The sequence below is a fragment of the Terriglobales bacterium genome, assembly GCA_035454605.1.
In the GTDB taxonomy this organism is placed as follows: domain Bacteria; phylum Acidobacteriota; class Terriglobia; order Terriglobales; family Acidobacteriaceae; genus DATMAB01.
In genome coordinates this window covers 1-24,647 of the sequence record DATIGQ010000128.1, presented here as the reverse complement: position 1 = coordinate 24,647, position 24,647 = coordinate 1, and the positions used below count along the sequence as shown (strand labels likewise).

General features: G+C 64.3%; 17 protein-coding genes. 10 read left to right on the top strand and 7 right to left on the bottom strand.

Features of this window, described 5'->3' with window-relative positions:
* Positions 1–68 precede the first annotated feature (68 nt).
* Positions 69–368, bottom strand: coding sequence for an antibiotic biosynthesis monooxygenase family protein (locus VLE48_09045; GenBank protein ID HSA93142.1), 300 nt, complete (start codon positions 366–368; stop codon positions 69–71).
* A gap of 153 nt (positions 369–521) precedes the next feature.
* On the opposite strand from VLE48_09045, the gene tig reads away from it, so the two are divergent.
* From tig to VLE48_09015, 6 genes are all read left to right on the top strand, one after another.
* Complete coding sequence (gene tig, locus VLE48_09040) at positions 522–1,811, top strand: trigger factor (GenBank protein HSA93141.1); 1,290 nt, start codon at positions 522–524, stop codon at positions 1,809–1,811.
* A gap of 75 nt (positions 1,812–1,886) precedes the next feature.
* Complete coding sequence (gene clpP, locus VLE48_09035; protein HSA93140.1) at positions 1,887–2,474, top strand: ATP-dependent Clp endopeptidase proteolytic subunit ClpP; 588 nt, start codon at positions 1,887–1,889, stop codon at positions 2,472–2,474.
* Between the two features lie 63 nt (positions 2,475–2,537).
* Positions 2,538–3,836: an ATP-dependent Clp protease ATP-binding subunit ClpX gene (clpX, locus tag VLE48_09030; protein ID HSA93139.1), complete on the top strand. Its 1,299-nt coding sequence runs from the start codon at positions 2,538–2,540 to the stop codon at positions 3,834–3,836.
* Positions 3,836–6,238, top strand: a complete 2,403-nt coding sequence (gene lon, locus VLE48_09025) for an endopeptidase La (GenBank protein ID HSA93138.1) — start codon at positions 3,836–3,838, stop codon at positions 6,236–6,238. The genes clpX and lon overlap by 1 nt, the downstream gene beginning before the upstream one ends.
* Positions 6,239–6,425: 187 nt before the next feature.
* Positions 6,426–7,733, top strand: a complete 1,308-nt coding sequence (gene rho / locus VLE48_09020) for a transcription termination factor Rho (GenBank protein HSA93137.1) — start codon at positions 6,426–6,428, stop codon at positions 7,731–7,733.
* A 59-nt stretch (positions 7,734–7,792) separates the two neighbouring features.
* Entirely contained in the window at positions 7,793–10,165 is a 2,373-nt protein-coding gene (locus VLE48_09015) for a protein kinase (protein ID HSA93136.1), read from the top strand.
* A 6-nt stretch (positions 10,166–10,171) separates the two neighbouring features.
* On the opposite strand, the gene VLE48_09010 is transcribed toward VLE48_09015, so the two are convergent.
* From VLE48_09010 to hutU, 3 genes are all read right to left on the bottom strand, one after another.
* Positions 10,172–12,784, bottom strand: a complete 2,613-nt coding sequence (locus tag VLE48_09010; protein HSA93135.1) for a M1 family metallopeptidase — start codon at positions 12,782–12,784, stop codon at positions 10,172–10,174.
* Between the two features lie 64 nt (positions 12,785–12,848).
* Positions 12,849–14,132: an imidazolonepropionase gene (gene hutI / locus VLE48_09005; GenBank protein ID HSA93134.1), complete on the bottom strand. Its 1,284-nt coding sequence runs from the start codon at positions 14,130–14,132 to the stop codon at positions 12,849–12,851.
* On the bottom strand, positions 14,132–15,814 hold the full coding sequence (hutU, locus tag VLE48_09000) for a urocanate hydratase (GenBank protein ID HSA93133.1): 1,683 nt from the start codon (positions 15,812–15,814) through the stop codon (positions 14,132–14,134). The genes hutI and hutU overlap by 1 nt, the downstream gene beginning before the upstream one ends.
* A gap of 82 nt (positions 15,815–15,896) precedes the next feature.
* Here hutU and VLE48_08995 point away from each other — a divergent pair, with 82 nt between their 5' ends.
* Positions 15,897–18,509 (top strand): protein kinase, encoded by a 2,613-nt coding sequence (locus VLE48_08995; protein ID HSA93132.1) that lies wholly within the window; start codon positions 15,897–15,899, stop codon positions 18,507–18,509.
* 27 nt (positions 18,510–18,536) lie between these two features.
* Here the strand turns inward: VLE48_08995 and VLE48_08990 are convergent, their stop codons facing one another.
* From VLE48_08990 to VLE48_08980, 3 genes are all read right to left on the bottom strand, one after another.
* Positions 18,537–18,935 (bottom strand): prepilin-type N-terminal cleavage/methylation domain-containing protein, encoded by a 399-nt coding sequence (locus tag VLE48_08990; GenBank protein ID HSA93131.1) that lies wholly within the window; start codon positions 18,933–18,935, stop codon positions 18,537–18,539.
* Positions 18,929–19,399 (bottom strand): prepilin-type N-terminal cleavage/methylation domain-containing protein, encoded by a 471-nt coding sequence (locus VLE48_08985; protein ID HSA93130.1) that lies wholly within the window; start codon positions 19,397–19,399, stop codon positions 18,929–18,931. Before VLE48_08985 ends, VLE48_08990 begins: the two co-directional genes overlap by 7 nt.
* Positions 19,400–19,513: 114 nt before the next feature.
* Entirely contained in the window at positions 19,514–21,778 is a 2,265-nt protein-coding gene (locus VLE48_08980; GenBank protein ID HSA93129.1) for a cohesin domain-containing protein, read from the bottom strand.
* A 164-nt stretch (positions 21,779–21,942) separates the two neighbouring features.
* On the opposite strand from VLE48_08980, the gene smpB reads away from it, so the two are divergent.
* The 3 genes from smpB to VLE48_08965 are packed head-to-tail and all read left to right on the top strand — an operon-like array spanning position 21,943 to position 24,455.
* Positions 21,943–22,470 carry an SsrA-binding protein SmpB gene (gene smpB / locus VLE48_08975; GenBank protein ID HSA93128.1) on the top strand — a complete coding sequence of 176 codons (528 nt, stop codon included), beginning with the start codon at positions 21,943–21,945 and terminating at the stop codon, positions 22,468–22,470.
* Complete coding sequence (locus VLE48_08970) at positions 22,467–23,966, top strand: leucyl aminopeptidase (protein ID HSA93127.1); 1,500 nt, start codon at positions 22,467–22,469, stop codon at positions 23,964–23,966. Before smpB ends, VLE48_08970 begins: the two co-directional genes overlap by 4 nt.
* A 12-nt stretch (positions 23,967–23,978) precedes the next feature.
* A complete protein-coding gene (locus VLE48_08965; GenBank protein ID HSA93126.1) occupies positions 23,979–24,455 on the top strand; it encodes an isoprenylcysteine carboxylmethyltransferase family protein in 477 nt (158 codons plus the stop codon).
* Positions 24,456–24,647 lie beyond the last annotated feature (192 nt).

Sequence of the window (24,647 nt, the reverse complement as noted above, 5' to 3'; positions counted from 1 at the left end):
GCCAAAGCAGGAAGAATAGCGCCCTTCGGCGGACAGTCATGCCAACATCAGTCTACCTCTTGTAAGGCTCAGGCACCTTCAAAGACTCCTATCTGTCGTTCCTCGGAAGTGAGTTTCTCGAAGGTTTTGTCGAGCCGTTCGTACTCGTCGTGATGTTTCCGCTTGAAGGCGTCGTACGCGGCGAGCGAATCCCAAATGTCCACAGTCAGGTAGCGACCGGAATCCTTGCTGTCGCGCAGGAGCGTGGTGCCGCGGTACGCCGGGTCGCGGCGGAAGAGCTGCGCCCAGGTGCCGTCGCTCCTGTAATGACGCTCGAACTCCGACCGCTTCCCCGCCGGCACCCGGAACTCCCAGACGATGTGAACCAAGGCCGACCTCCGCGATTCATTCTACGGAAAGGGCGTCCCCTCTTTCTCGCCCACGCATCGGAACGCCGTCCGGCGTTTGACCACGCTTTCTTCCCTCCCCTATAGTGGAAACAGGCCCGCATCCGCAGGTCGAAATCCGATTCAGGGATCCTTTTGAGTCCAGACACCAAAGAGAGTTGTGCGCGCGAGGTCGAGATCGAAATCCCGGCCGACGTAGTGGCCCGGGAGACCGAGGCCATTGTGGAGAAGTTTCGCAGCGCGGCACGCCTGCCGGGGTTCCGCAAGGGCAAGGTGCCGGCCAGCATCATCCGCGGACGCTTCGCGGAAGAGGTGAAGAACGAAGTGATGGAGGCGCTGGTGCCGCGCTACTTCCGCGAGGAAGTGAAGAAGAAAGGCCTCGAGCCGGTCTCGTCTCCGCGGATCACCGATATGAGTATCCACGACGGCGAACCGCTGCGCTTCAAGGCGTCCTTCGAGGTGCTGCCGGAGATCGAGCTGGGCGCATACCAGGAGCTGCGCGCGGAGAACAAGGACGTGAGCGTCTCCGATCAGGACGTGGAGCACGCCCTGGAGCACTTGCGCGAGCAGAGTGCCACATACTCACCCATCGAGGGCCGTCCGCTCGCGGAGGGCGACTGGGCACAGGTGAGTTTCAAGGGAGCGCCGAAGGCCGGAGAGCAGACCGCGGAAGGCGCGGGGAAGGCGGAACCGGTCTCCGTCGACGACGTGATGGTGCAGATCGGCGGCCCCAACACCGTGCCCGAATTCAATGAGAACCTGCGCGGGGCCAATGCGGGTGAGGAGCGCAGTTTCGACGTGGCGTATCCGGCGGAATTCGGCGACCAGCGCCTGGCCGGCCAGACCTTCCACTACACCGTACAGGTGCGCGGCATCAAGAAGAAGGATCTGCCGGAGCTCGACGACGCCTTCGCGCGCACCCTGGGCGAATTCCCCACGCTCGACGACCTGCGCAAGAAGATCCGCGAGCAACTGGAAGCCGAGCGCCGCCACGATGCCGAGCACGAGGCCAAGGAAAAGCTCATCGATGAGCTCATCCGCCGCCACGACTTCCCGGTGCCCGAGGCGCTGGTGGAGCGCCAGGTGGATTTGCGGCTGGAACGTGGCCTGCGGGCGCTGGCCGCCCAGGGCATGCGCACCGAGGACATGCGCCGCATGGATTTCGAGCGCCTGCGCTCCGGGCAGAGGGAGAGCGCGGTGCGCGAGGTGAAGGCTTCCCTGCTGCTGGACCGCATCGCGGAACGCGAGAAGGTGGAAGTGACCGACCAGGAAATGGATTCGGAAGTGGATGCGCTGGCGCGGCAGATGCGCCAGACGCCGGAAGCCATCCGCGCGCGTTTGACACGTGAAGGAGCGCTGGATAGAATCCGCAACAGAATCCGGCACGAGAAGACGCTCGATCTTCTGTACCGCCGATCCGCTTAATTCTGGAATTATTCGCTCCCCTCCCCGGCCCGCCAGCGAAGGCCGGAGTGTAGGCGGAGGAAAGGAACGCAGGACATGCTCGTGCCCATGGTAGTGGAGCAGACAGGCCGCGGCGAGCGCGCCTACGACATCTATTCCCGTCTCCTGCGTGACAACATCATCTTCATCGGCAGCTCCATTGACGACAACGTCGCCAACCTGGTGACGGCGCAGTTGCTGTTCCTGGCCGCTGAGGATCCGGAAAAGGACATCCAGCTCTACATCAACTCGCCGGGCGGCGTCATCACCGCCGGCATGGCCATTTACGACACCATGCAGTTCGTGCGCCCCAACGTGACCACCATCTGCATCGGGCAGGCGGCTTCGATGGCGGCGGTGCTTCTGGCGGCGGGTACCCCGGGCAAGCGCTTCGCGCTGCCCAATGCCCGCATCCTCATCCACCAGCCCTCGATGGGCGGCCTTTCCGGACAAGCTTCCGACATCGACATTCACGCCCGGGAGATCCTGCGCATGCGGGAGGTGCTTAACCAAGTACTCTCCAAGCACACCGGACAAAAGCTTGATAAAGTAGAAAGGGACGTGGAACGCGACTTCATCATGAGCGCGGGCCAGGCCAAGGAGTACGGGATCGTAGATGACATCATCTACAAGCACCCCAAGTGAGCGCTTACGAAGACAAGGCGGTTCTTCCGGCCCCAGCCACCGGCAGACGGAAGGAGCCGTAGCATGAAGGCGCGATCCGGTTCGGACGACGTCCTGCGTTGTTCCTTTTGCCACAAGTCGCAGGATGCGGTGGCCAAGCTGATTTCTTCTCCCAGCGACTATCCCCGGGCCTACATCTGCGACGAGTGCGTCGCGGTGTGCAATTCCATCCTCGAGGATGACCGCACGGAATCGCCCGCGGCCACCGTCCCCACCGATCTTCCCAAGCCACACGAGGTGAAGACGTTCCTCGACGAATACGTCATCGGGCAGGAGCAGACCAAGAAGAAGCTGGCGGTGGCGGTCTACAACCACTACAAGCGCATCCACATGAACCGCCAGCGCAGCGAGGTGGAGCTGACCAAGTCCAACATCCTGCTCATCGGCCCCACCGGCACCGGCAAGACCCTGCTGGCGCAAACGCTGGCCAAGATGCTGGATGTGCCTTTCGCCATCGTGGACGCCACCACCCTGACCGAAGCCGGCTACGTAGGCGAGGATGTCGAGAACATCATTCTCAAGCTGCTGCAGTCGGCCGACGGCGACGTAGGGCGCGCGCAGACCGGCATCATCTATATCGACGAAGTGGACAAGATCGGGCGCAAGGACGAGAACCCGTCCATTACCCGCGACGTCTCCGGCGAAGGCGTACAACAGGCGCTGCTCAAGATCCTGGAAGGCACCATCGCCAACGTTCCGCCGCAGGGCGGGCGCAAGCACCCGCACCAGGAATTCACGCCCGTCGACACCACCAACATCCTGTTCATCTGCGGAGGAGCCTTCGTCGGGCTGGAGAAGATCGTAGGCCGGCGCATGGGCAAGAAGGCCATGGGCTTCCGTGCCGAGGCCGAGTCGCAACAGCAACCACAGGAACAATCGGCGCCGGAAGCAGAGGCGTTGGCCGGCGGCAAGCGTGACATCGAGCTGCTGCGCCAGACCCAGCCCTCCGACCTTATCCGCTTCGGCCTCATCCCGGAGTTCGTCGGGCGACTCCCGGTGATCGGCGTGCTCGAGGACCTGGATGAGAACGCGCTCATCGAGATTCTGCAGCGGCCCAAGAACGCCATCATCAAGCAGTACCAGCGGCTCTTCGAGTTCGAGAACGTGAAGATGAAGTTCAGCGAGGATGCCCTGCGGGCCATCGCCCGCGAGGCCATGGTGCGCAAGGTGGGCGCGCGCGGCCTGCGCATGATCCTGGAAGAGCTCATGCTCGATGTGATGTACCATCTGCCCAGCCAGAAGAAGGTCAAGGAATTCGAGGTGACGCGCGAGATGGTGGAGAAACGCGACGTCACTATCTCCCTGATGGAGAAAGCAGGCTAGTGACCCGGGAAAAATTCAATACGCGCAAGCTGCCGATGATGCCCATACGGGACGTGGTCATCTTCCCGTACATGATGACGCCCTTCGTAGTGGGGCGCGAATCGAGCGTGCGGGCGCTGGAAGAGGCCCTCGCCGGCGACAAGAAGATCTTCCTCGCTACCCAGCATGACGCTTCCGTCGACGAGCCCAAGGCCAACGAGATCTATCAGGTGGGCACCATCGTCAACATCGTGCAGAGCCTGAAGCTGCCCGACGGCAACATCAAGGTGCTGGTGGAGGGCGTGGAGCGCGGCAAGATTTTGCAGGTCACCGAAGCCGAGGGCTGCTTCCAGGCTTCGCTGCGCACCGTGGCCTACCAGACCGAGGTGACCCCGCAGATCGAGAACATGATGCAGCGGGTCACCGGGTTGTTCGAGCAGTACGTAAAGCTCTGCCAGTCCCTGAATTACGAGACCATGCTGGCGGCCGTGCGCCTGGAGGAACCGGCGCGCCTGACCGATACCATCGCCGCCAACCTCCAGCTTTCCATCGAGGAGAAACAGGAACTGCTGGAGATCTTCGATCCCGTCGAGCGCCTCAATCGCATCGCCGACGTGCTGGAGATCGAGATCGAAAAGCTGAACGTCGACCGCGCCATTCAGACCCGCGTCAAGAAGCAGATGGAGCGCGCCCAGAAGGAGTACTACCTCAACGAGAAGATCAAGGCCATCCAGAAGGAACTGGGACGGGGCGAGAAGAACGAACTGGAGGAACTGAAGAAGAAGATCGACTCCGCCGGCATGCCCAAGGACGTGCACGAGAAAGCCCTCCAGGAACTGAAGAAGCTGGAGGCCATGCCGCTCATGTCGGCCGAGTCCACGGTCTCCCGCAACTACCTGGACTGGATCCTGGCCGTGCCCTGGAAGAAGCGCTCCAAGGAGATCCGCAACATCGACCGGGCGGAGAAGATCCTGAACGAAGACCACTATGGTCTGGAAAAGATCAAGGAGCGCATCCTGGAGTTCCTGGCCGTCCGCCAGCTGGTGAAGAACCCCAAGGGCTCCATCCTGTGCTTCGTCGGACCTCCGGGCGTGGGAAAGACTTCGCTGGGAATGTCCATCGCGCGCGCCACCGGGCGCAAGTTCGTCCGCCTGTCGCTGGGCGGAGTGCGCGACGAAGCCGAGATCCGCGGCCATCGCCGCACCTACATCGGCGCCCTCCCCGGCCAGATCCTGCAGATGATGAAGAAGGCCGGCACCAAGAACCCGGTCTTCATGCTCGATGAAGTGGACAAGATGTCCATGGACTTCCGCGGCGATCCCTCCGCGGCGCTGCTCGAGGTGCTCGATCCCGAGCAGAACTTCATGTTCATGGATCACTACCTGGACGTGGAGTACGACCTCTCGCAGGTGTTTTTCATCGCCACCGCCAACGTGTTGCACACCGTGCCGCCGGCCCTGCAGGACCGCATGGAAGTTCTGCGCCTGCACGGCTACACCGAGCCGGAGAAGATCGAGATCGCCAAACAGTTCCTCATCCCCAAGCAGCGCAAGACCACCGGCCTGACGGAAAAGAACCTGCAGTTCACCGATGCCGGCATCTCCACCGTGATCCAGGCCTATACCCGCGAGGCGGGCGTGCGGAACCTGGAGCGCGAGATTGGCAGTATCTGCCGCAAGGTGGCCCGCCGCGTGGTCAAGGGTGGAGAGGCGTTCAGCATCACCATCACCCCGGAGAACGTGCACGACTTCCTGGGCGTGCTCAAGTTCCGGGATATGGGCGCGCACGAGAAGAGCGAGGTTGGGCTGGTCACGGGCTTGGCCTGGACCGAGGTGGGCGGCTCCATTCTCTCCACCGAAGTCACCATCGTGGACGGCAAGGGCAAGCTGATGCTGACCGGCAAGCTGGGTGACGTGATGCAGGAGTCGGCACAGGCGGCGCTGAGCTACGTGCGTTCCCGTGCGCCGCGCCTAGGACTGCCGCGCGAGTTTTATCGCAACGTGGATATCCACGTGCACGTGCCCGAGGGCGCCATCCCCAAGGATGGTCCTTCGGCGGGCATCACCATTGCCACCGCTATCGCCAGCGCATTGAGCAGGATTGCGGTGCGACGCGACATGGCCATGACCGGCGAGATCACCCTGCGCGGCAAGGTGCTGCCCATAGGCGGACTCAAGGAGAAGCTCCTGGCTGCGCACCGTGCCGGCATCCTGGAGGTTGTCCTGCCCAAGGACAACGAGAAGGACCTGGAAGAGGTCCCCCAGAATCTGCGCGACGCCATGAAGCTGCACTTCGTCGGAACCATGGACGAAGTGCTGGCCCTGGCGCTGGAAAAACCCCTGCCGGAAGTGCCGGAAACGGCCACCGGCGAGCCGCTGCCGCCGGAGTCCTTGCCTGTGCAGGGTCCCGCGGCGCCGCAATAGGTGTAAACTAGCTTTACCGGCCGGGCGCGTGAGTGCTGCCGCCCGGCGCCCCGGAGGTCGCTTCCCGGGGCAGGACGTCAAGCAAAGTTCGCCTGATCCAGTTTCCCGGCAGACGCACGCGCGGCCAGCCGCCGCGCACGGAGTCAGATTTCCCCGACCATTCCTGGGTTTCCACCCGAGGTGCATCATGGACGCAACCGAAGAACGCAAGGGCGCAAGGACCAAGACGGCTGAAGGCCCCACCCTGAACATCGCCGACCTGAAGGAGAAGAGCGCCGCCGAGCTGATGAAGCTGGCCAAGGAGCTCAATGTCCAGGGCGCGGGCGGCCTGCGCAAGCAGGAGCTCATCTTCAAGATCCTGCAAGCGCAGACCGAGGCCAGCGGCCTCATCTTCTCCGAAGGCGTGCTGGAGTGCCTGCCCGATGGTTACGGGTTCCTGCGCTCGCCCGACTATAACTACCTGCCCGGCCCCGACGACATCTACGTCTCGCCCTCGCAGATCCGGCGCTTTGACCTGCGCACCGGCGACACCATCAGCGGCCAGGTGCGCCCGCCCAAGGAAGGGGAACGCTATTTCGCGCTGGTCAAGGTGGAGGCGGTCAACTCCGATTCGCCCGAGGAAGCTCGCAACAAGATCCTGTTCGACAATCTGACCCCGCTCTATCCCAACGAGCGCATCAAGCTGGAAACCACGCGCGAGAACGTCTCGGCGCGCGTCATGGACCTGTTCACGCCCATCGGCAAGGGGCAGCGCGGGCTCATCGTTTCGCCGCCCCGCGCCGGCAAGACCATGCTGCTGCAGAACGTGGCCAACTCCATCACCACCAATCACGAAGAGGTCAAGCTCATCGTGCTGCTCATCGACGAGCGCCCTGAGGAAGTCACGGATATGCAGCGCTCGGTGAAGGGCGAGGTCATCTCGTCCACGTTCGACGAGCCGGCGGCCCGCCACGTGCAGGTGGCCGAGATGGTCATCGAAAAGGCCAAGCGATTGGTCGAGCATAAGAAGGACGTGGTGATTCTGCTCGATTCCATCACCCGCCTGGCGCGCGCCTACAACACGGTGGTGCCGCCATCGGGAAAGATCCTGTCGGGCGGCGTGGACTCGAACGCTCTGCAGCGTCCTAAGCGTTTCTTCGGCTCGGCGCGCAACATCGAAGAAGGCGGCTCGCTCACCATCATCGCTACCGCGCTGATTGACACCGGCTCGCGCATGGACGACGTGATCTTCGAGGAGTTCAAAGGCACCGGCAACCTGGAGATCATTCTGGAGCGCAAGCTGGTGGACAAGCGCGTCTTCCCGGCCATCGACATCAACCGCTCCGGGACCCGCAAGGAAGAACTCCTGCTGCCCCGTGATGAGCTGAATCGCATCTGGGTGCTGCGCAAGGTGCTGAACCCGCTCTCGCCCGTGGAGGCCATGGAACTGCTCATCGACAAGCTGAGCAAGACCAAGTCCAACTCGGAGTTCCTGGCTTCGATGTCGGGCGGATAGAATCCCCGTCGCGTTGACTCCCCTCCCCGCGCGGCCTAACATCCCGCTGGGGGCGTGGGATGCTCGGTCAGACGCTGGGCCACTATCGTGTCCTGGAGCAGATCGGCGCCGGGGGCATGGGCGTGGTCTATCGCGCTCATGATGAGCGCCTGGACCGCGACGTTGCTCTGAAGGTTCTGCCGCCGGGCATCCTCACCGACGAGGCCGCCCGCAAGCGCTTCCGCAAAGAAGCCCTGACGCTTTCCAAACTGAACCATCCCAACGTGGAAACCGTCCACGACTTCGACAATCAGGATGGCGTGGACTTCCTGGTAATGGAGCTCATTCCGGGGGTCACGCTCGACCAGAAGCCGGTCTCAGGAGCCATGCCGGAGAAGGACGTGCTGCGACTCGGACAGCAACTGGCGGAAGGGCTGGCGGCGGCGCATGAGCAGGGGGTCGTCCACCGGGACCTGAAGCCGGGAAACCTGCGCGTTACACCCGACGGACGGCTGAAGATCCTGGATTTCGGACTGGCCAAGCTGCTGCAACCGGTTACTCACGCCGATGTCACGCAAAGTGTGAGCGAAACGCAGAGCGTTACAGGCACACTCCCCTACATGGCTCCCGAACAGCTGCGCGGCGAGGCGGCAGACGCGCGCTCGGACATATGGGCGGCGGGAGCAGTGCTGTACGAAATGGCGACCGGGCGGCGGCCGTTTGACGCCAAGGTCTCTACCGCCCTGGCGGGAGACATCCAGCACACTCCGCCACCTTCTCCGCGGCAACTCAAGCTCGAACTTTCGCCCAAACTCGAAGACATCATCCTGAAGTGCCTGGAAAAGGATCCGGACAATCGTTATCAGTCTGCCCGAGAGCTGGCCGTGGACCTGCGCCGGCTTGCGGCGCCGGCGGCAACCGCAGTAGTGGCAGTCGGCGTGGCGTCAAAGAAGCGCTGGAAATCTTTCGTGGCCGCGTCGGCTGCGGTGCTGCTCGTGCTCATTGCCACTGTTTCCATTGCGAACCTTGGCGGCGTGCGCGACCGATTGTTGGGTAAGACCGCAGCACCCCAAATCAAGTCCATCGCTGTGCTGCCTCTGGCCAACCTTTCCGGCGATCCCGAGCAGGAATACTTTGCCGACGGCATGACCGAAGCTCTCATCACCGACCTGGCGCAGATCAGCGCGCTGCGAGTCATCTCCAGGACTTCCGTCATGGAGTACAAGGGGGCGAAGAAGCCCTTGCCGGAGATCGCCAGGGAATTGAACGTGGACGCGGTGGTCGAAGGTTCGGTGCAGCGTTCAGGCGGACGGGTACGCATCAGCGCGCAGTTGATCGAAGCTCGGAGCGACCGCCACCTCTGGGCCCGGAGCTACGAGCGTCAGTTGAGCGACGTCCTTACCTTGCAGGACGAATTGGCCCGCAGCATCGCCGACGAAATCCGGGTGAAGCTCACGCCGCAGGAACAGACTCGGCTGGCTACCGCCCGACCCGTGAACCCTGACGCCCATGAGGCCTATCTCCTCGGCCGATTCCACCTTGAGAAGGGCGACCCCGCAGGGCTGGAGAAGGCTTTGGCATACTTTCAGCAGGCGGTGCAGAAGGACGCGCAGTACGCGCCTGCCTACACAGGCTTGGCCGATTACTATGCCATTCTGCCTTTCTACACCCGCTCGTCTCCCAGCGAGGTTTTCCCGAAGGCCCAAGCGGCTGCGCTCCGTGCCTTGGAGATGGACAGCAACCTGGCGGAAGCGCATGCCTCGCTCGCCTACACTCTTGCCTACTACGACTGGGACTGGGCGGGCGCGGAAAGGGAGTTCCAGCGCGCGCTCGCACTCAGCCCCAACTACAGCGCTGCGCACGAACGCTACAGCAGGCTGCTGGGCATGCTGGGTCGACTCGACGAGGCTAGAGCACAAATGCAGCGCGTGCAGGAACTCGAACCGCTGTCGCTCTCGCCCGCAGGCAACCTGGCGATGCTGGCGTACTTTGCCGGTCAAAACGATGTGGCGATCGTCCAACTACAGAAACTCTTAGAGATGGACCCCAAATCCCCGACCGGCTACTGGGGCCTGGGCCTCGCCTATGAACAGAAAGCGCAGTACGAGCAGGCCATCGCCGCCTTCGAGAAGGCTCAGTCGCTGGCTCCGGGCAGCTTGAACATCAAGGCCTCGCTGGGCCACGCCTACGCGGTTCAGGGAAATGTGGGCAAGGCGGAGAAAATCATCGCCGAACTCAAGGATCAATCCAAACAGAAGTATGTTTCTTCCTACCAGCTGGCCTTGGTTTTTGCTGGACTCGGGCAGAAAAAAGACGCGCTGGACTGGCTGGAAAGGGCCTACAACGAGCGGTCCACTCCGGTGGCTTATGCGAGGATGGACCCGCGGCTTGCCTCGCTGCGCTCGGATGCACGCTTCCAGGACCTATTGCGCCGGATGAACTTCCCGCCGTAGCGGCGCCTATCTTCCCGCCCCTTCCGCGCGTCCTGCCAGCCACGCCGCCAGGCTTTGCTGTTGCGTGGCACGCAGGTTGATGCAGTTGTTGGCGTTCTCCAGCGCCTGGCGCAGCGTTCGCTCGGCAGCCGGCACCGGATGAGCCGCGAAAAAGGTTTCGGCATCATGGCGCGCCGGTACTTCGCAGAACGTGCTTACGGCTCGGACTACGTCGCGCGCGTTGCCGATGGTGAGCGCCGCCTCCACCCGCGGCCAGTTGGCTTTCACGAAGTCCCACGCCACGCTCTGCGTCTCGCGAAGCTCCAGGAGATCCCTGATGAATCCAGGCGAATCCTGGTTGCGCATCCTGCCTGAAACCGCGTACTCCAGCGACCGCCGCACCAGTGCCGGGCCGGTGAAATAAGTCAGCGCGTCCTGATAGCGTTCATGCTCCTCCGGCTCCACGTCGCTCTCCATCTTCGCCAGATACTTTTGGTAGAGCGCCGCGTCGCCGTCCAGCGCGGCCAGACTGAGCACCGTTTCGGCCAGCGTCGCGTCCACCGACTTGGGATCGGCCAAATACTGTTCCGCCAGCTTCCGCGCTTCCGCCCGGACTTCGGCATCACGGCCGGTGCGGCCCAGGGTCATCAGGACATAGGCACGTAGGCTGCGCAACTCGTCGCTCTCGCCCGCCCGCGGCTGCCATCCCAGCTTTTGCGCCGTGGGCCGCAGCAGCCGCTGCACCCAGGCCTGGTATTTCGGCCGCGTGGCGTCGTTCAGCAGATAATCGCCGATGTAATCCAGGCGGCCGGTCAGCGTGAACATCACCACCCGCGTGCGCTCGTCGCGCAAGCCTTCGGCAAAGCTCAAGTAGTCGCCGATCTCCTGCTGGCCCAGCCGCACCAGCGCCCACTGGTCGTTCAGCAGGGAAAGCCGCTCGCCGGGGCTCAGTTCGGTTTGCATCACGTGCGACAGGCTGCGTAGCGACTCGCTGTCATAAGCCACGCGGTAGTACCCGCTGCCAGCCGGATTAGCCAGCACCCACGGCTGGCACTTCTCCTGCATGAAGCTCTGCTTCCGCCGGGTCATGAGCTCGCACTTAGGAGCCGCATCGCCCGGGCCGCGCAAGCACAAGGGCACTTGCCACAGCGAATCGCTTCCCTTCTCGAACGCCTGACGATCGTAAAAGAAGCGCTGCTGCTCGGCTTCCACCATTCCGCCCTGCTTTTCACATGTGGCACGCACGCGGAGCAGGGGAACCCCAGCCTGGTCCACGAAGCTGCGCATCACGGCGTCCACCGGCTTGCCGGATTCCTGCGCCAACGTGTTCCAGAAGTCTTCGGCGGTGGCGTTGGCGTAGGAGTGCTTTTTCAGGTAGGCCTGTACGCCGCGCCGGAACGTCTCCTCCCCCAGGTAGCTCTCCACCATGCGCAACACCGCCGCGGTCTTCGAATAGGCGATACCGTCGAACAGCTCGTTGATTTCTTCCCGTGTCTCTGCCTGCCGCCGAATGGGCCGCGTGTTAGCCAGGGAATCGAGCGACAGCGCGTTGCCCGAGGAATACACGTCCTGGATGTCGCGCTTCCACTCCGGCTTCCACACCTTCAGCGGCTTGCTGGTGGCCCAGCTGGCGAAACCTTCGTTGAGCCAAATGTCGTCCCACCACTTCATGGTCACCAGGTCGCCGAACCACATGTGCGCGATCTCATGCGCCAGGACAGAAGCGATGGCGCGCTTGGTGGCGGCCGAGGCCGTGTTCTCATCGGCCAGCAGGACGCTTTCGCGATAGAAGATGGCGCCCGCATTCTCCATGGCGCCCGCCTCGAAATCCGGCACCGCTAGCACGTCGAGCTTCTCGAACGGATATCGGATCCCAAAGTACTGGTTGAAGTACGCGACTTGCTGCTCGGCTGCCACCAGCGCGTATTTCGTCAGGCGCGCATTCTCCGGCGTCGAGCAGATGCGGATGGGTATGCCTTCCGCCGCTCCCTCCGAGCACTTCCAGTCGCCCACCGCCATGGCCACCAGGTAGGTGGACATCCTGGGCGTCGTGGAGAAGCGCAGCGTATGCTTCCCGGCCGCCGGCCCCGGCGTATCGGAAACGATGCGGCCGTTGGATATCGCAGTGTCTCCTTCGTCCACCACCAGCGTGATGGCGAAGGTCGCCTTGAGCGCCGGCTCGTCGAACGACGGGAACGCCCGCCGCGCGTCCGTGGGTTCCATCTGCGTGGTCGCGTAGTTGCGCCCCTTGCCCTTGCTCAGGTAAAAGCCGCGCAGTTGACCGTTCAGGATGCCCGTGTAGCGGATGTGGATCTCCGCCGGGCCCGGCTCAAGCGCATTCCCAACGCTGAACGTCGCCGTCTCCCCCTTGGGATCAAGCGTGACCCCGGCCTTCTGCGTCTTGCCTGCTTGCGTAATCGTGACTTCGTGGAACTCCATCTCCAGTGCATCGAGCGTCACGGTCGAGGCCGGCCGCGCCACGTGCACGCGGATAGTCTCTTGGCCGGCGAACTTCGCCGCCTTCAAGTCAGGCGTGAAGGTTAGCTCGTAATGCGCTGGAACCACAGTGTCAGGCAGGCGTTGCGCAAAGGCAGGAGAAAGCAGCAGGAAGGAGAGTACAAAGACTACAGATTTGCTCATCGGAACTCCCGTCAAGGATTCAAAACGGACGGCTCATCCATTAGAAGCGAGAGATGGAAAATGGTCAAACTAGCAGCCGCCCGCCGAACACCGTCGCCCGACAGTGATTCGCCGCCATCCAGTAAGGAATCTCGCGATAGTCGGCGACGTCGAACACCGCCAGGTCCGCGTCCTTGCCCGGCTCAACGCTGCCCTTTCGCTCTGCCAACCGCAGAGCATGTGCGCCGTTAATGGTGGTCGCGGCGATGGCCTCGGCCGGCGTCATCTTCATCTGCGTGCACGCCAGCGACATCACGAACGGCAGGCTGGGTGTAGGCGCGGTGCCGGGGTTGTAGTCCGTGGCCAGCGCGACCGCCACGCCAGCGTCGATCATCCGCCGGGCCGGCGGATACGTTCCCAGGCCCAGGAAGTGATTGGACGCCGGCACCAGCGTGACCATGGTGCCGCGGCGCGCCAGTTGCGGCAGGTCTTCCTCCATCACATGATCCATGTGGTCCAGCGACGCCGGATGAAAACGCAGCAGCGGCCACACTGAATTGGACGCGAACTGGCAGATGTGTACCCGCACGCCCAGCCCGTTTTCGGTCGCCGCCTCAAAGATCTGCTCGGCGTCGGCGAGTGAGAACGCTCCCCGCTCCACGAACACATCCACGAAAGCCGCCAGCTTGCGGCGTGCCGCCTGCGGAATCATTTTCTTCACCACTTCGCGTACGTACTGCTGCGGCTTGCCCAGGAATTCCTTGGGCACCACATGCGCGCCCAACAGGGTCGGCACGACGGTCCCCGGCCAGCGGTCGGCCGCCTGCGCGATCGCCTCCAGCGACTTCAGCTCCGCCTCCGTGCTCAAGCCGTAACCCGACTTGGCTTCCACCGTGGTCGTGCCCTGCGCGCCCATCTGCTCCAGGCCCTTCAGGACTCGCTCCGCCAGCGCTTTCACCGCAGCCTTGCGCACACGATCGACGCTCGAGCGGATGCCGCCGCCCTTCTCGGCTATCTGTTCGTAGCTTGCACCCGACGCGCGCTGCTCGAAGTCCACCAGCCGCGGCGCTACGAACGCCGGATGCGTATGCGCATCCACCAACCCAGGCAGCACCACGCCGCCGCCGCAGTCATGTTCGCGGACGGCCCTCTTCCCTTTCGACTTCAGCAACGGATGACGCGCCATCTCGCGCCGCTTCCCGGCCGCAGCAATCTTCCCTTCGGCGCACAGCACCGCCGCATCTTCAATCAGCCCGATGTCGTTCAGTTCCGGCCCGCGCCGCGGGCCCGTGGATTTGGGATTCGGCGAACGTACGGTGAGCAGTTGGCCGATGTTGGTGAGGAGGAGAGACGGACTGGCCTTGGCCATTACTCTTTCCGCCGCATCGGTATCTTCACACCCTTCTTGTCGGCGAACGCGCCGGCTTCCTCGTACCCTGCGTCCGCATGGCGCGCCACGCCCAGGCCGGGATCATTGGTCAGCACGCGCTCAATGCGCTTGGCCATGGCGTCGGTGCCATCGGCCACGGTGACCTGCCCCGCGTGCTGCGAATATCCAATACCCACGCCGCCGCCGTTGTGAATCGAAACCCAGCTCGCCCCGCTGGCGGTGTTCAGCAGCGCGTTCAGCAGCGGCCAGTCGGCCACGGCATCCGATCCGTCTTTCATCGCTTCGGTCTCGCGGTAGGGAGACGCCACCGAGCCGGTGTCGAGGTGGTCCCTCCCCATCACGACCGGCGCCTTGATCTTGCCCTTCTTCACCAGATCGTTGATGGCCAGGCCGAACTGAGCGCGCTCGCCGTAGCCCAGCCAGCAGATGCGCGCCGGCAGTCCCTGGAAGCGGATGCGCTTGCGCGCCAGGTTGATCCAGCGCTCCAGGATCGGGTTGGCAGGAAACATTTCCAGCACCAGTTCGTCGGTCACCGCGATATCCGCCGGATCGCCCGAGAGCGCCACCCAGCGAAATGGCCCGCGCCCTTCGCAGAACAGCGGCCGGATGTACGCCGGCACGAAGCCGGGAAAGTCATACGCGTCTTTCACGCCGCGCTGGAACGCGAACGTGCGGATGTTGTTGCCGTAGTCGAAGGTCACCGCGCCCATGCGCATCAGCTTCAGCATGCCCTCGACGTGGCGTGCGATCGAATCCAGCGACCGTTCCAGGTACGCCTTCGGATCGCGTTGCCGCAGTTCCGCCGCCTGCTCCAGCGTCATCCCCTGCGGGATGTAACCATTCAGCGGATCGTGCGCCGACGTCTGGTCGGTGAGCAGATCGGGCACCACGCCGCGCGCCGCCAGTTCCGGAATCACGTCGGCGCAATTCCCCACCAGCCCCACCGAAACGGCTTCCTTCTTGCGTACCGCGTTCTTCAGGATGCGCAGCGCTTCGTCCAGCGAGTTGACCATGAAGTCGCAGTAGCCGGTCTTCAGCCGCTTCTTGATGCGCTCCGGATCCACCTCCACACCCAGGAATGCCGCGCCCGCCATGGTGGCGGCCAGCGGCTGCGCGCCGCCCATTCCGCCCATGCCGCCGCTGACCACCAGCTTCCCTTCCAGCGTGCCAAAGTGCTTCTCGCCGGCGGCGGCAAACGTCTCAAATGTTCCTTGAACGATTCCCTGCGACCCGATGTAGATCCACGACCCCGCCGTCATCTGTCCATACATCATCAAGCCGGCGCGCTCGAGCTGGTTGAACTTTTCCCAGTTCGACCAGTGGCCCACCAGGTTGGAGTTCGCGATCAGTACGCGGGGCGCATAGTCGTGGGTTTGGAAGACGCCCACCGGCTTGCCCGATTGCACCAGCAGCGTCTGGTCGTTCCCCAGCGCCTTCAGCGCGGCGACGATGGCGTGGTAGCACTCCCAGTTGCGCGCCGCTCTCCCCGTGCCGCCGTACACCACCAGGTCTCGCGGGCGCTCGCCCACCTCCTCGTCCAGATTGTTCATGAGCATGCGCATGGCCGCTTCCTGCGCCCAGCCTTTGCAGGAAATGGCCGTGCCCCGCGGCGCCTTCAGGGGCGTGTAGGCCGACTGCTTGGCTTCCGTCTCGACCGGCATGGCAGAGATGTTAGTGGTTTCGCGGAGCGCATTCAACGTCGGCCGTCGAATGCGTTTGACGCTTCCGGATTCTCTCCGTAAGATGCCCACACGCGTGAGCGCAACCGGCAACAAACCCTTCGCCGCTGTGGGAAAAACCTTCGGCAATTATCAGGTCGTCTCCCTGATTGGCGCCGGCGGCATGGGCGATGTCTATCGCGCGCGCGACTCCCGCCTGCAGCGCGACGTTGCCATCAAGGTGCTGCCCGCGCGTTTTGCCGACGATCCGGACCGCCTGCGCCGCTTCGAGCAGGAGGCCCGCGCCACCGCCGCCCTCAACCACTCCAACATCCTCGCCGTCTATGAGCTCGGCGTGCATGAGGGTTCGCCTTACATCGTGACGGAACTGCTGGAAGGCGAAACCTTGCGTGACGCGCTGCGAGGCGGGCCCTTGCCGGCGCGCAAGGCCCTCGACTACGCCATGCAGATCGCGCGCGGCCTCGCCGCGGCGCATGACAAGGGCATCGTTCACCGCGACTTGAAGCCGGAGAACCTGTTTCTCCCCCGCGACGGCGGCGTGAAGATTCTGGATTTCGGCCTCGCCAAGCTCACCCATACGGACACGGCCGACGCCGCCACCAGCGCTCCCACCATGCCCAGCCAGACCGATCCCGGCACGGTGATGGGGACCATGGGCTACATGTCGCCCGAGCAGGTCCGTGGCCAGGCCGCCGACCATCGCACCGATATTTTCACGCTCGGCGCGATCCTCTACGAGATGCTCAGCGGGCACCGCGCCTTCCGTGGCGATACGCCCGCGGACACCGCCAGCGCCATCCTGCGCGAGGATCCGCAGGAGCTCTCCGAGGCGGGGCGTGCCCTGCCTCCGGGCGTCGAGCACATCGTCCGCCACTGCCTGGAAAAGAATCCTGCGGAGCGCTTTCAGTCGGCGCGCGACCTGGCGTTTGACCTCGAGCGTCTCTCCGGCGTCTCCGGTACGACCTCCGCCCTGCGCGCCATCGACGAGCCTCGCCCTGGCTCCCGCTGGAAGCCTGGGCTGGCGGCCGCCGTTCTGCTGGCGGTGGTGGCGGCTGCATTTCTCGCCGGCAGGAATCTGGCCACCGGCCCGTCGGCCGCAACCAGATCCGAGCGTCTCACCTTCCGCCGGGGCTTCGTGTGGACGGCGCGCTTCGCGCCTGACGGCCAGACCATCGTCTACGGCGCCACCTGGGACGGCAAACCCATGGAGGTCTTTACCACCCGCCGGGGAAGCCCGGAGTCGCGTTCGCTGGGCTTCGCCGATGCCGACGTCCTGGCCATCTCCTCCACCGGGGAGCTGGCCCTGCTGGTCAACCATCGCTTTGCCCAGACCTTTGCCTCGCGCGGAACATTGGCTCGGGTACCTCTCTCCGGGGGCGCGCCTCGCGAGGTGCTGAATGATGTCGCCGAAGCCGATTGGTCTCCGGACGGCTCCTCCCTCGCCGTCGTCCGTTACCTGCCCGAGGGCGGGCAGCAACTCGAGTACCCCGTCGGCAAGGCGCTCTACAGCACCCGCGACGGCTTCATCGGCAACATTCGCATCTCTCCCAAGGGCGACCGCATCGCCTTCCTCGATCATCCCGGCGCGGGGGACGACCAGGGTTTCGTAGCCGTCGTCGATCTACAGGGAAAGGTCACACGACTGGTGGAAAACTGGTCGGAGCGCGGCCTGGCGTGGTCGCCAAACGGCGACGAGATCTGGTTCACCGCGGCCCGCGACGCCGGCGAGGCCGGCCGCTCGGTCTACGGCGTTTCCCTCAGGGGCAAGGTCCGCGCGATTTTTCGTGATGTTGGCGTTTTGACGCTCGCCGATGTCAGCCGCGACGGGCGCATCCTGGTCGCCCATGAGACCGAGCGTCGCGGCATCATTGCCGCAGCCGCCGGCGACACCCAGGGACATGACTGGTCATGGTTCGACCGTTCCTACGCCCGCGACATTTCCGCCGACGGAAAAACCATCCTCTTCGACGAGACCGGAGAGGGTGGCGGGGAAAAGCACTCCGTCTTCCTGCGTCGCCTCGATGGCTCGCCGCCGGTTCGCCTGGGAGACGGATTCGGCGTTGCCCTCTCCCCGGACACAAAATGGGCGATGGTTCGCAACCTGGACAGTACCGCCTCCGTTCTTCCCACCGGCGCTGGCGAAGCCCAACCGCTCCCCGTGGGCAACGTCTGGTTTTTTGGGAGTTGGTCTCCAGACGGGAAGCGCTTGTACTTTCTTGGCGGGCCGCGGGAGGGAGAGCGCAAGCTCTATCTCATGGATTTTCCCGGCGGCCAGCCCAAGCCGCTTTCCACCGAGTCCCTGTCCGGCGGGCCGCGTGGCGTCTTTGCGATGCCGGACGGCAAATCCGTTGCCGTTGTCGGTCCGCCTCCGGCTGCATGCAGCCTGCTGTCAATCCAGAGTAGCGAGTTGCGGCCTATCCCCTGTCCCTCCGGACCGCCGGCCGGTCTCTCCGCCGATGGCAAGACCTGGTATGTCCGCGAGGGCAGTGTCCCTGCCATGCTCTACCGCTCGGATGTGCTCACCGGGCGCAAGGAATTCTGGAAGGAAGTGACGCCGCCCGACCCCGCCGGCACCTACCGCATGGACAATTTCCAGGTCACGCCCGACGGAAAGACCTACGTGTACACCTACCGCCGCATCCTCTCCGACCTGTACCTGGTGCAGCTACCGCAGTAAGCACGACCCGGCCAGAACGATCTTGCCCTACCACTCGCTGTACGGCGTGCCCTCGGAGCTCACCAACTCCGAGCCGCTGTGCACGTCCACAATGCCCGGCTCGCTCTGGTCCACGCTCATCAGCGTGTCTTCCTGCACCTCGACCCACGTGTCCCGCGACCGGGTGATGGGATCCATCGGCAGCTCGCGCAGGTAGCCCGCCGCCACCAGGTCCTGCAGCGACTGCGGCGCGCGTTGCTTGTCCAGGGTGTACTGCTGGATCAGTTCCCGCATGGTCTGCAGGTCCTGTTTCAGCACCGACTCCCGCGCCCGCACCACCGTCTGCTGGTAGATGGGCACCGCCACCGAGATCAGCACCAGGATGATGCTGATCACCACCATCAGCTCCACCAGCGTGAAGCCGCGCGCGTTGGCTCGCTTCACCATTCTGCGTACTTGGTCCCGTCCAGCGCTTCCCCCTCCGATTTCGTGTAGACGTCGAAAACGTTCTCTCCGCCCCACGATCGCGAATCGGGATCATCCTGCATGGAGCGCAGGCCCCAGTCCGTCCCGCCTGTCATGGGATCCACCGGGATGCGCCGCAGGAAGCGCACCTTCTTTCCCTGCACGTCCACGCCATCCACCAGGGTCTCGAGGTCCGGCGGGTAACCCTCGGTCCCGACCTTGATTTGAAAAGCGCCGCGGTCGGCAGCTTCCTTGTAGCGGTCGATGGCGTCCCGCATCTCCCACAGCGCCCGCCGCAACTCCTTCTCTCTCTGGCGTTGGATCTGCACCCGCGCCAGCGGCAGCGCCGCTCCCGTCAGGATGAGCAGGATGGCGATGGCGATGATCAGCTCCACCAGCGTCAATCCGCGCATCCCGGCCAGCGCCGCCTTGGCCCGCTGCTTCATGCGCCTATTCTCTCACTGGGTGGACGTACGGTCATCGGTGACGGCTCGAGGTTTTCGATGACGAGATGACCCCATGACGACATGACGACATGACCCCATCATGCAATCGCCCGATCAACGGATGGTGATGGTCGCCGACGTCGCCGTCACCGGGATGGCCTGCATGCTGGCGTCGCGCGCTCCCGGGCGGCTGATGGTGACCGTGGCTTCTCCCGCCGTCTTGGCCAGAAAAGTCAGCGTGAATACCGAGCCATCCCCCGAGACGCCCGCGGCGCCCGGCGGCCGGCTGGCGGAGATCTGCAGGGTGCCCAGGGGATCGTCGCGGTGCACCAGCGCCACTGCCTGTCCGTCTTGCGACAGGTAGCCACCGTTGGATACGTTGAGCAATTGCAGCGCCCCGGCCTCGTAAGCGATCTGCAGGGGCACCGAGTACACCGACTGTCCGCCGCTCAGCACCACGTTCAGCGTGAAAGTGGCGCCCGTCGCCACCGTCGCCGATGCCGGATCGAAGCCCAGGCGCGCGCCAGCGCCAGCCGTCGGCTTTGCAGGTTCCGGGACGGGCTGTGGCGCAGGTGTTGTCGGCACGGCCTCTACCGGCGCCGCGCCGCCGCCCGTTGGCGCCATGGCATTGGGGACCGTCGAGGCCGCCGCCCGTCGCAGATCGATGCCCGTTCCCGTGCCCACCGCCAACGGCCGCACGTTCAGCTCGCTGATTTGCGGGACGCGCACGATGCGCGGAATCAGCGCGAAGATCAGCTCGTTCTCTCTATGCTGCACGTTCTCCGAAGAAAAGAAGTAGCGCAGAAACGGTATCTGCGCCAGCCCGGGGATCCCGCTCAGGCTTTTCACGTCCTGCTCTTCCAGGATGCCGCCCAGCAGGTTGACCTCGCCCTCGCGCATGCGAATGTCGTGCTCCACCTTGCGCTGCCCGATCACCGGCTGGTCGATCCCGCCGATATTCACCCGCGACGTGACCGCCGAGATGTCCAGCATCACCTTCAGCGTCACTTCGCGCCCGCTATGGACCTTGGGCGTGATGTCGATGTTCACGCCTACGTCGATGTACTGGAACTGCGTGTTGACCAGCGGGTTGATGCCCACGCCGCCGATTCCGGGCTGGAACGATCCCGTGGCCACCGGCACCCGGTCGCCGATCTTCAATGAAGCTTTCTGCCCGTCCAGCGCGCGGATGATCGGGTTCTGCACCAGCTTGGTCGCCGAGTCGGTGAACAGGAAGTTGGCGGTCGCCGCGGGGATGGTCACCAGGAAGTCGCTCGCATCCAGGTTGGACAGTTGGTTCAGAGTGATGGTGTTGGGGGTCGTGGTCGTGCCGGTAGTGCCGCCGGTGGTCGTTTGGGTCGTGGTTCCCTGCAGTTGCAGAGTCGTAGAAGTAGGCGGCTGGATGCCCAGGTTGCGCAGCTTGTCGCGGCTCACCTGCATCACCGCCACTTCCACGATCACCTCCGGCTTGGCCCGGTCGATATCCGCGATCAGTTTTTCCGCCAGCGCCACCTGGTCGGGCGTCCCCCGCACCACGATCGCCCCCTGCGTGGGCAAGGGCGTGATCCGGCTCACTTCCAGGATGGTGCGCATGGTGTTCACAATGTCCTGGTACTCGCTGGGCTGTGACAGGTTGGACATGTAGAAGGTGCGCACCAGGTTCTGCTCCAGCTCCTTGCGCTTGGCCGTGGTGTCGGCGGCCACGAAGATGGTGTTGGGCGTCACCGGCCGCCAGAAGGTCTTGGATTGCAGCGCCAGGATCTCCAGCGCTTCTTCCAGCGTCACCCCGTTCAGCTCCACCGGGATCCGCCGCGAGACATAGTCGGGATCGAACAGCACGTTGATCCCCGCCAGCTTTCCGATGGTCTGGTAGATGACCTTGGTGTCTTCCGTCAGTCGCAGCGTGATGGGGACGTTGGCGATCGGGGCCAGCTCCACCGGGCCTCCTGCCTGCTCCACCCGGCGGCGCAGCACGTCCTCCGGCGGCGGACCTGTGGCCTCGCCTCCCGCTTTCGGCTTCAGCGCCCGCGTCCGTTCGATCTCCTGCCGCGCCACGGCGCTGGAGGGATCGATGGACAAGGCGCGCATGAACTCGGCCATGGCTTCGTCCAGCTTGCCCTGATCGCGCAGATCCTGGCCGCGCTTCACCACCACCGCCGACGCCCGGTAGCGCGAGCGCTGTAGCGCCACCCGGTACTTCAATTCCCGCGGCTTCAGGTCGAATGCTTGCTTGTAGAGTTCGAATGCTGCCAGGTAGTCTTCGCGCGCCTCGGCGTCTCTTCCCTGGTTGTAGAGCTTCTTGGCTTGGTCGGCCGCAGCGGGCACGGCCATCAGCAGCAGCACAGCGAGCAGCGCCGGCAAGCGAAGGCGGCGGATCATCAGGCTCCTGGCGCGCGTGCTCTCGCCGCGCGCGAAGCGCGATTATAGCACCGCCTTTGCGTCCCTCTTCCGAGCGGTTGCCCCATCCTTGTCGCGCCTGCCTTTGGCGCGACAGGGTGGGAGGGAAACTACAACACCTCGCCGCTTCTGCTACATTCGTCCTAATGCCTCGCCAGCCCTCCCATCGCGTTCGCCCGGAGAAACCGAAAGCACCCAAGCGCGATCCGGTGGCCGTGGGCGAGCGCGACGCCACCGTCAATCGCGCCGCCGCCCATCACTACTTCCTGCTGGAAAAGCTCGAAGCCGGCCTCTCGCTGGTGGGCACCGAGGTCAAGGCCATCCGCGCCGGCCGCGCCAACCTCAAGGACGCCTACGCCATCGTCAAGGACGGCGAACTCTGGCTCTTGAACGCCCACATCGGCGCCTACGACCACGGCAACATCTTCAATCACGACCCGCTGCGCACCCGCAAGCTGCTGGTGCACAAGGAGGAATTGCGCAAGCTCACCGGCAAGGTGACGCAGCGCGGCTTGACGCTTATCCCCACCCGGCTCTATTTTCGCAACGGGCGCGTGAAGTGCGAGTTGGCCGTGGCTCGCGGCAAGCAGCTCTGGGACAAGCGTGAAACCGAGCGCCGCCGCACCGCCGACCGCGAAGCCCGCGAGGCCATCGCCCGCGCCAGGAAATCATGAACACGACCCTCTCTTTCTCGAATCCCGCTGCCGTCGAAGCCGAAATCCTGGTCGCCGTCGTCCTCGACCAGGGCGAAAAAGACAAGCCCGCGCCTGCCGTCCAGGCCGAACCCGCCATTCAAGCCGCTGCCGCCGATGTCATCGCCAGCGGCGAATGCACCGGCAAGCCGCTGGAGACCGTGCTTGTCCACAAACCCCAGGGCCTGAAGGCCAAACGCCTGCTTCTGGTTGGACTCGGCAAGGCCAAGGACTTCTCACACGCCGATTTGCGCAAGGCCGCGGGCGCCGCCGTGCGCTTCGCCAAGCCGCGCGTCATCCGCAAGCTGGCCTTCGTCCCGCCGGAAGCTTCCTCCACCGCCGTGCGTGCGCTGGCGGAAGGGGCGATCGTCGGTGACTTCGATCCCGACACCTACAAGAGCGACCGCAAGGACCAGCGCGTCGAGGACTTCACCGTCATCGCGCCCGTCGCCTCCGACCGCCCCGCTCTCGAGGCCGCGATGGCCCAGGGACGCATTATCGGCGAGTCGCAGAACTTCACCCGCGAACTGGTCAACGAGCCCGGCAACCGCATGACGCCCACCATGCTCGCCGCCCGCGCCCGCAGGATGGTGGAGGACGTCGCTTCCCCGCACTTCACCTGCGAGGTCTTCAGCACCGAGAAGATCAAGGAACTGCAGATGGGCGCCTTCTGGAGCGTCGCCCAGGGCTCCGACGAGCCACCCGCGCTCATCGTCCTGCGCTACACGCCCCCCGCTTCGCCGGAAAAGCCCGTGCTCGGCCTGGTCGGCAAGGGCATTACCTTCGATTCCGGCGGCATCTCCATCAAGCCCTCCGACGGCATGGAGAAGATGAAATATGACATGGCCGGAGGCGCGGCCATGCTGGGCGCCATGCGCGCCATCGCGCAGCTCAAGCCCAACGTGCGCGTCATCGCCATCGTCTGCGCAACGGAAAACATGCCCTCGGGCAAGGCCCAGAAGCCCGGCGACGTGCAGATCGCCATGTCCGGCAAGTCCATCGAGATCATCAATACCGACGCCGAAGGCCGCCTGGTCCTCGCCGATGGCCTTACCTACGCGCGGCGTCTCGGCTGCACCCACCTGGTGGATGCGGCCACGCTCACCGGCGCCTGCGTCGTGGCCTTGGGCTACATCAACGCCGGGATTTTCGCCAGCGACGACGACATCTACGCCCGCTTCCATCAGGCTACGGAGCGCGCCGGCGAGAAGATGTGGCGGCTGCCGCTCGACGAGGAGTACCGCGAATCCATCAAGAGCGGTATCGCCGACATCGTCAACAGCGGCGGCCGCTGGGGCGGCGCTGTCACCGCCGCCATGTTCCTGAAGGAGTTCGCCGAGGATACGCCCTGGGTCCACCTTGATATCGCCGGCGTCGCCTGGCTGGAAGAGCAGAAGCCCTGGATGGCCAAGGGACCTTCAGGAGTCGCCGTGCGCAGCCTGGTGGAGTTCGTGAAGGGCTTTGAGACCAAGCACTAGAAGAATTGCATCGTGGTCTACCTGAAGCTGCTGCTCTTCACCGTTCTGGTTCCCGGCACCGTCGCGGTGTACGTTCCCTGGCGGCTGGCAAGCGGACGGCCGGCGGATTTCGATCTCGGCCCGCTGCGTTATCTCGGCTTGCTGCTCATGGCAGTCGGCGCCGCGTTCTACTTCCGCTGCGCTTTCGACTTCGCCGGTAAAGGCAAGGGCACGCCCGCGCCCATAGACGCCCCCAAGTTCCTGGTCACCAGCAACCTCTACCAGATGGTGCGCAACCCCATGTACGTGGGTGTGATCACGTTGGTGGTCGGCGAGGGAGTGATGTACCAGTCTTTCCCTGTCCTGCGCTACGCCGCCCTGGTCTGGCTGGCGTTTCATTTGTTTGTCCTGCTCTACGAAGAGCCCACGCTGCGTGATAAGTTCGGCGCCGACTACGAAGAATATTGCCGGCGCGTCCCGCGCTGGATCCCGAAACTTCGCCGCAGATGAATGCGCGACCACGCGGACTTCGACACCGAGACAGCAGGCCACGGCGGACGATCGAACGTCTGGCGATTGCCGGTCCGTTTGATGCGGGCTTCCGAAGCACGCCGCCAACGGGCGCCGTGAGCGGACTCAACGGTTCAAGGTATCGCCCAGGATGAACTTCGTTTCCGGGTCCATTCTGAGGTTGTGCTTGTC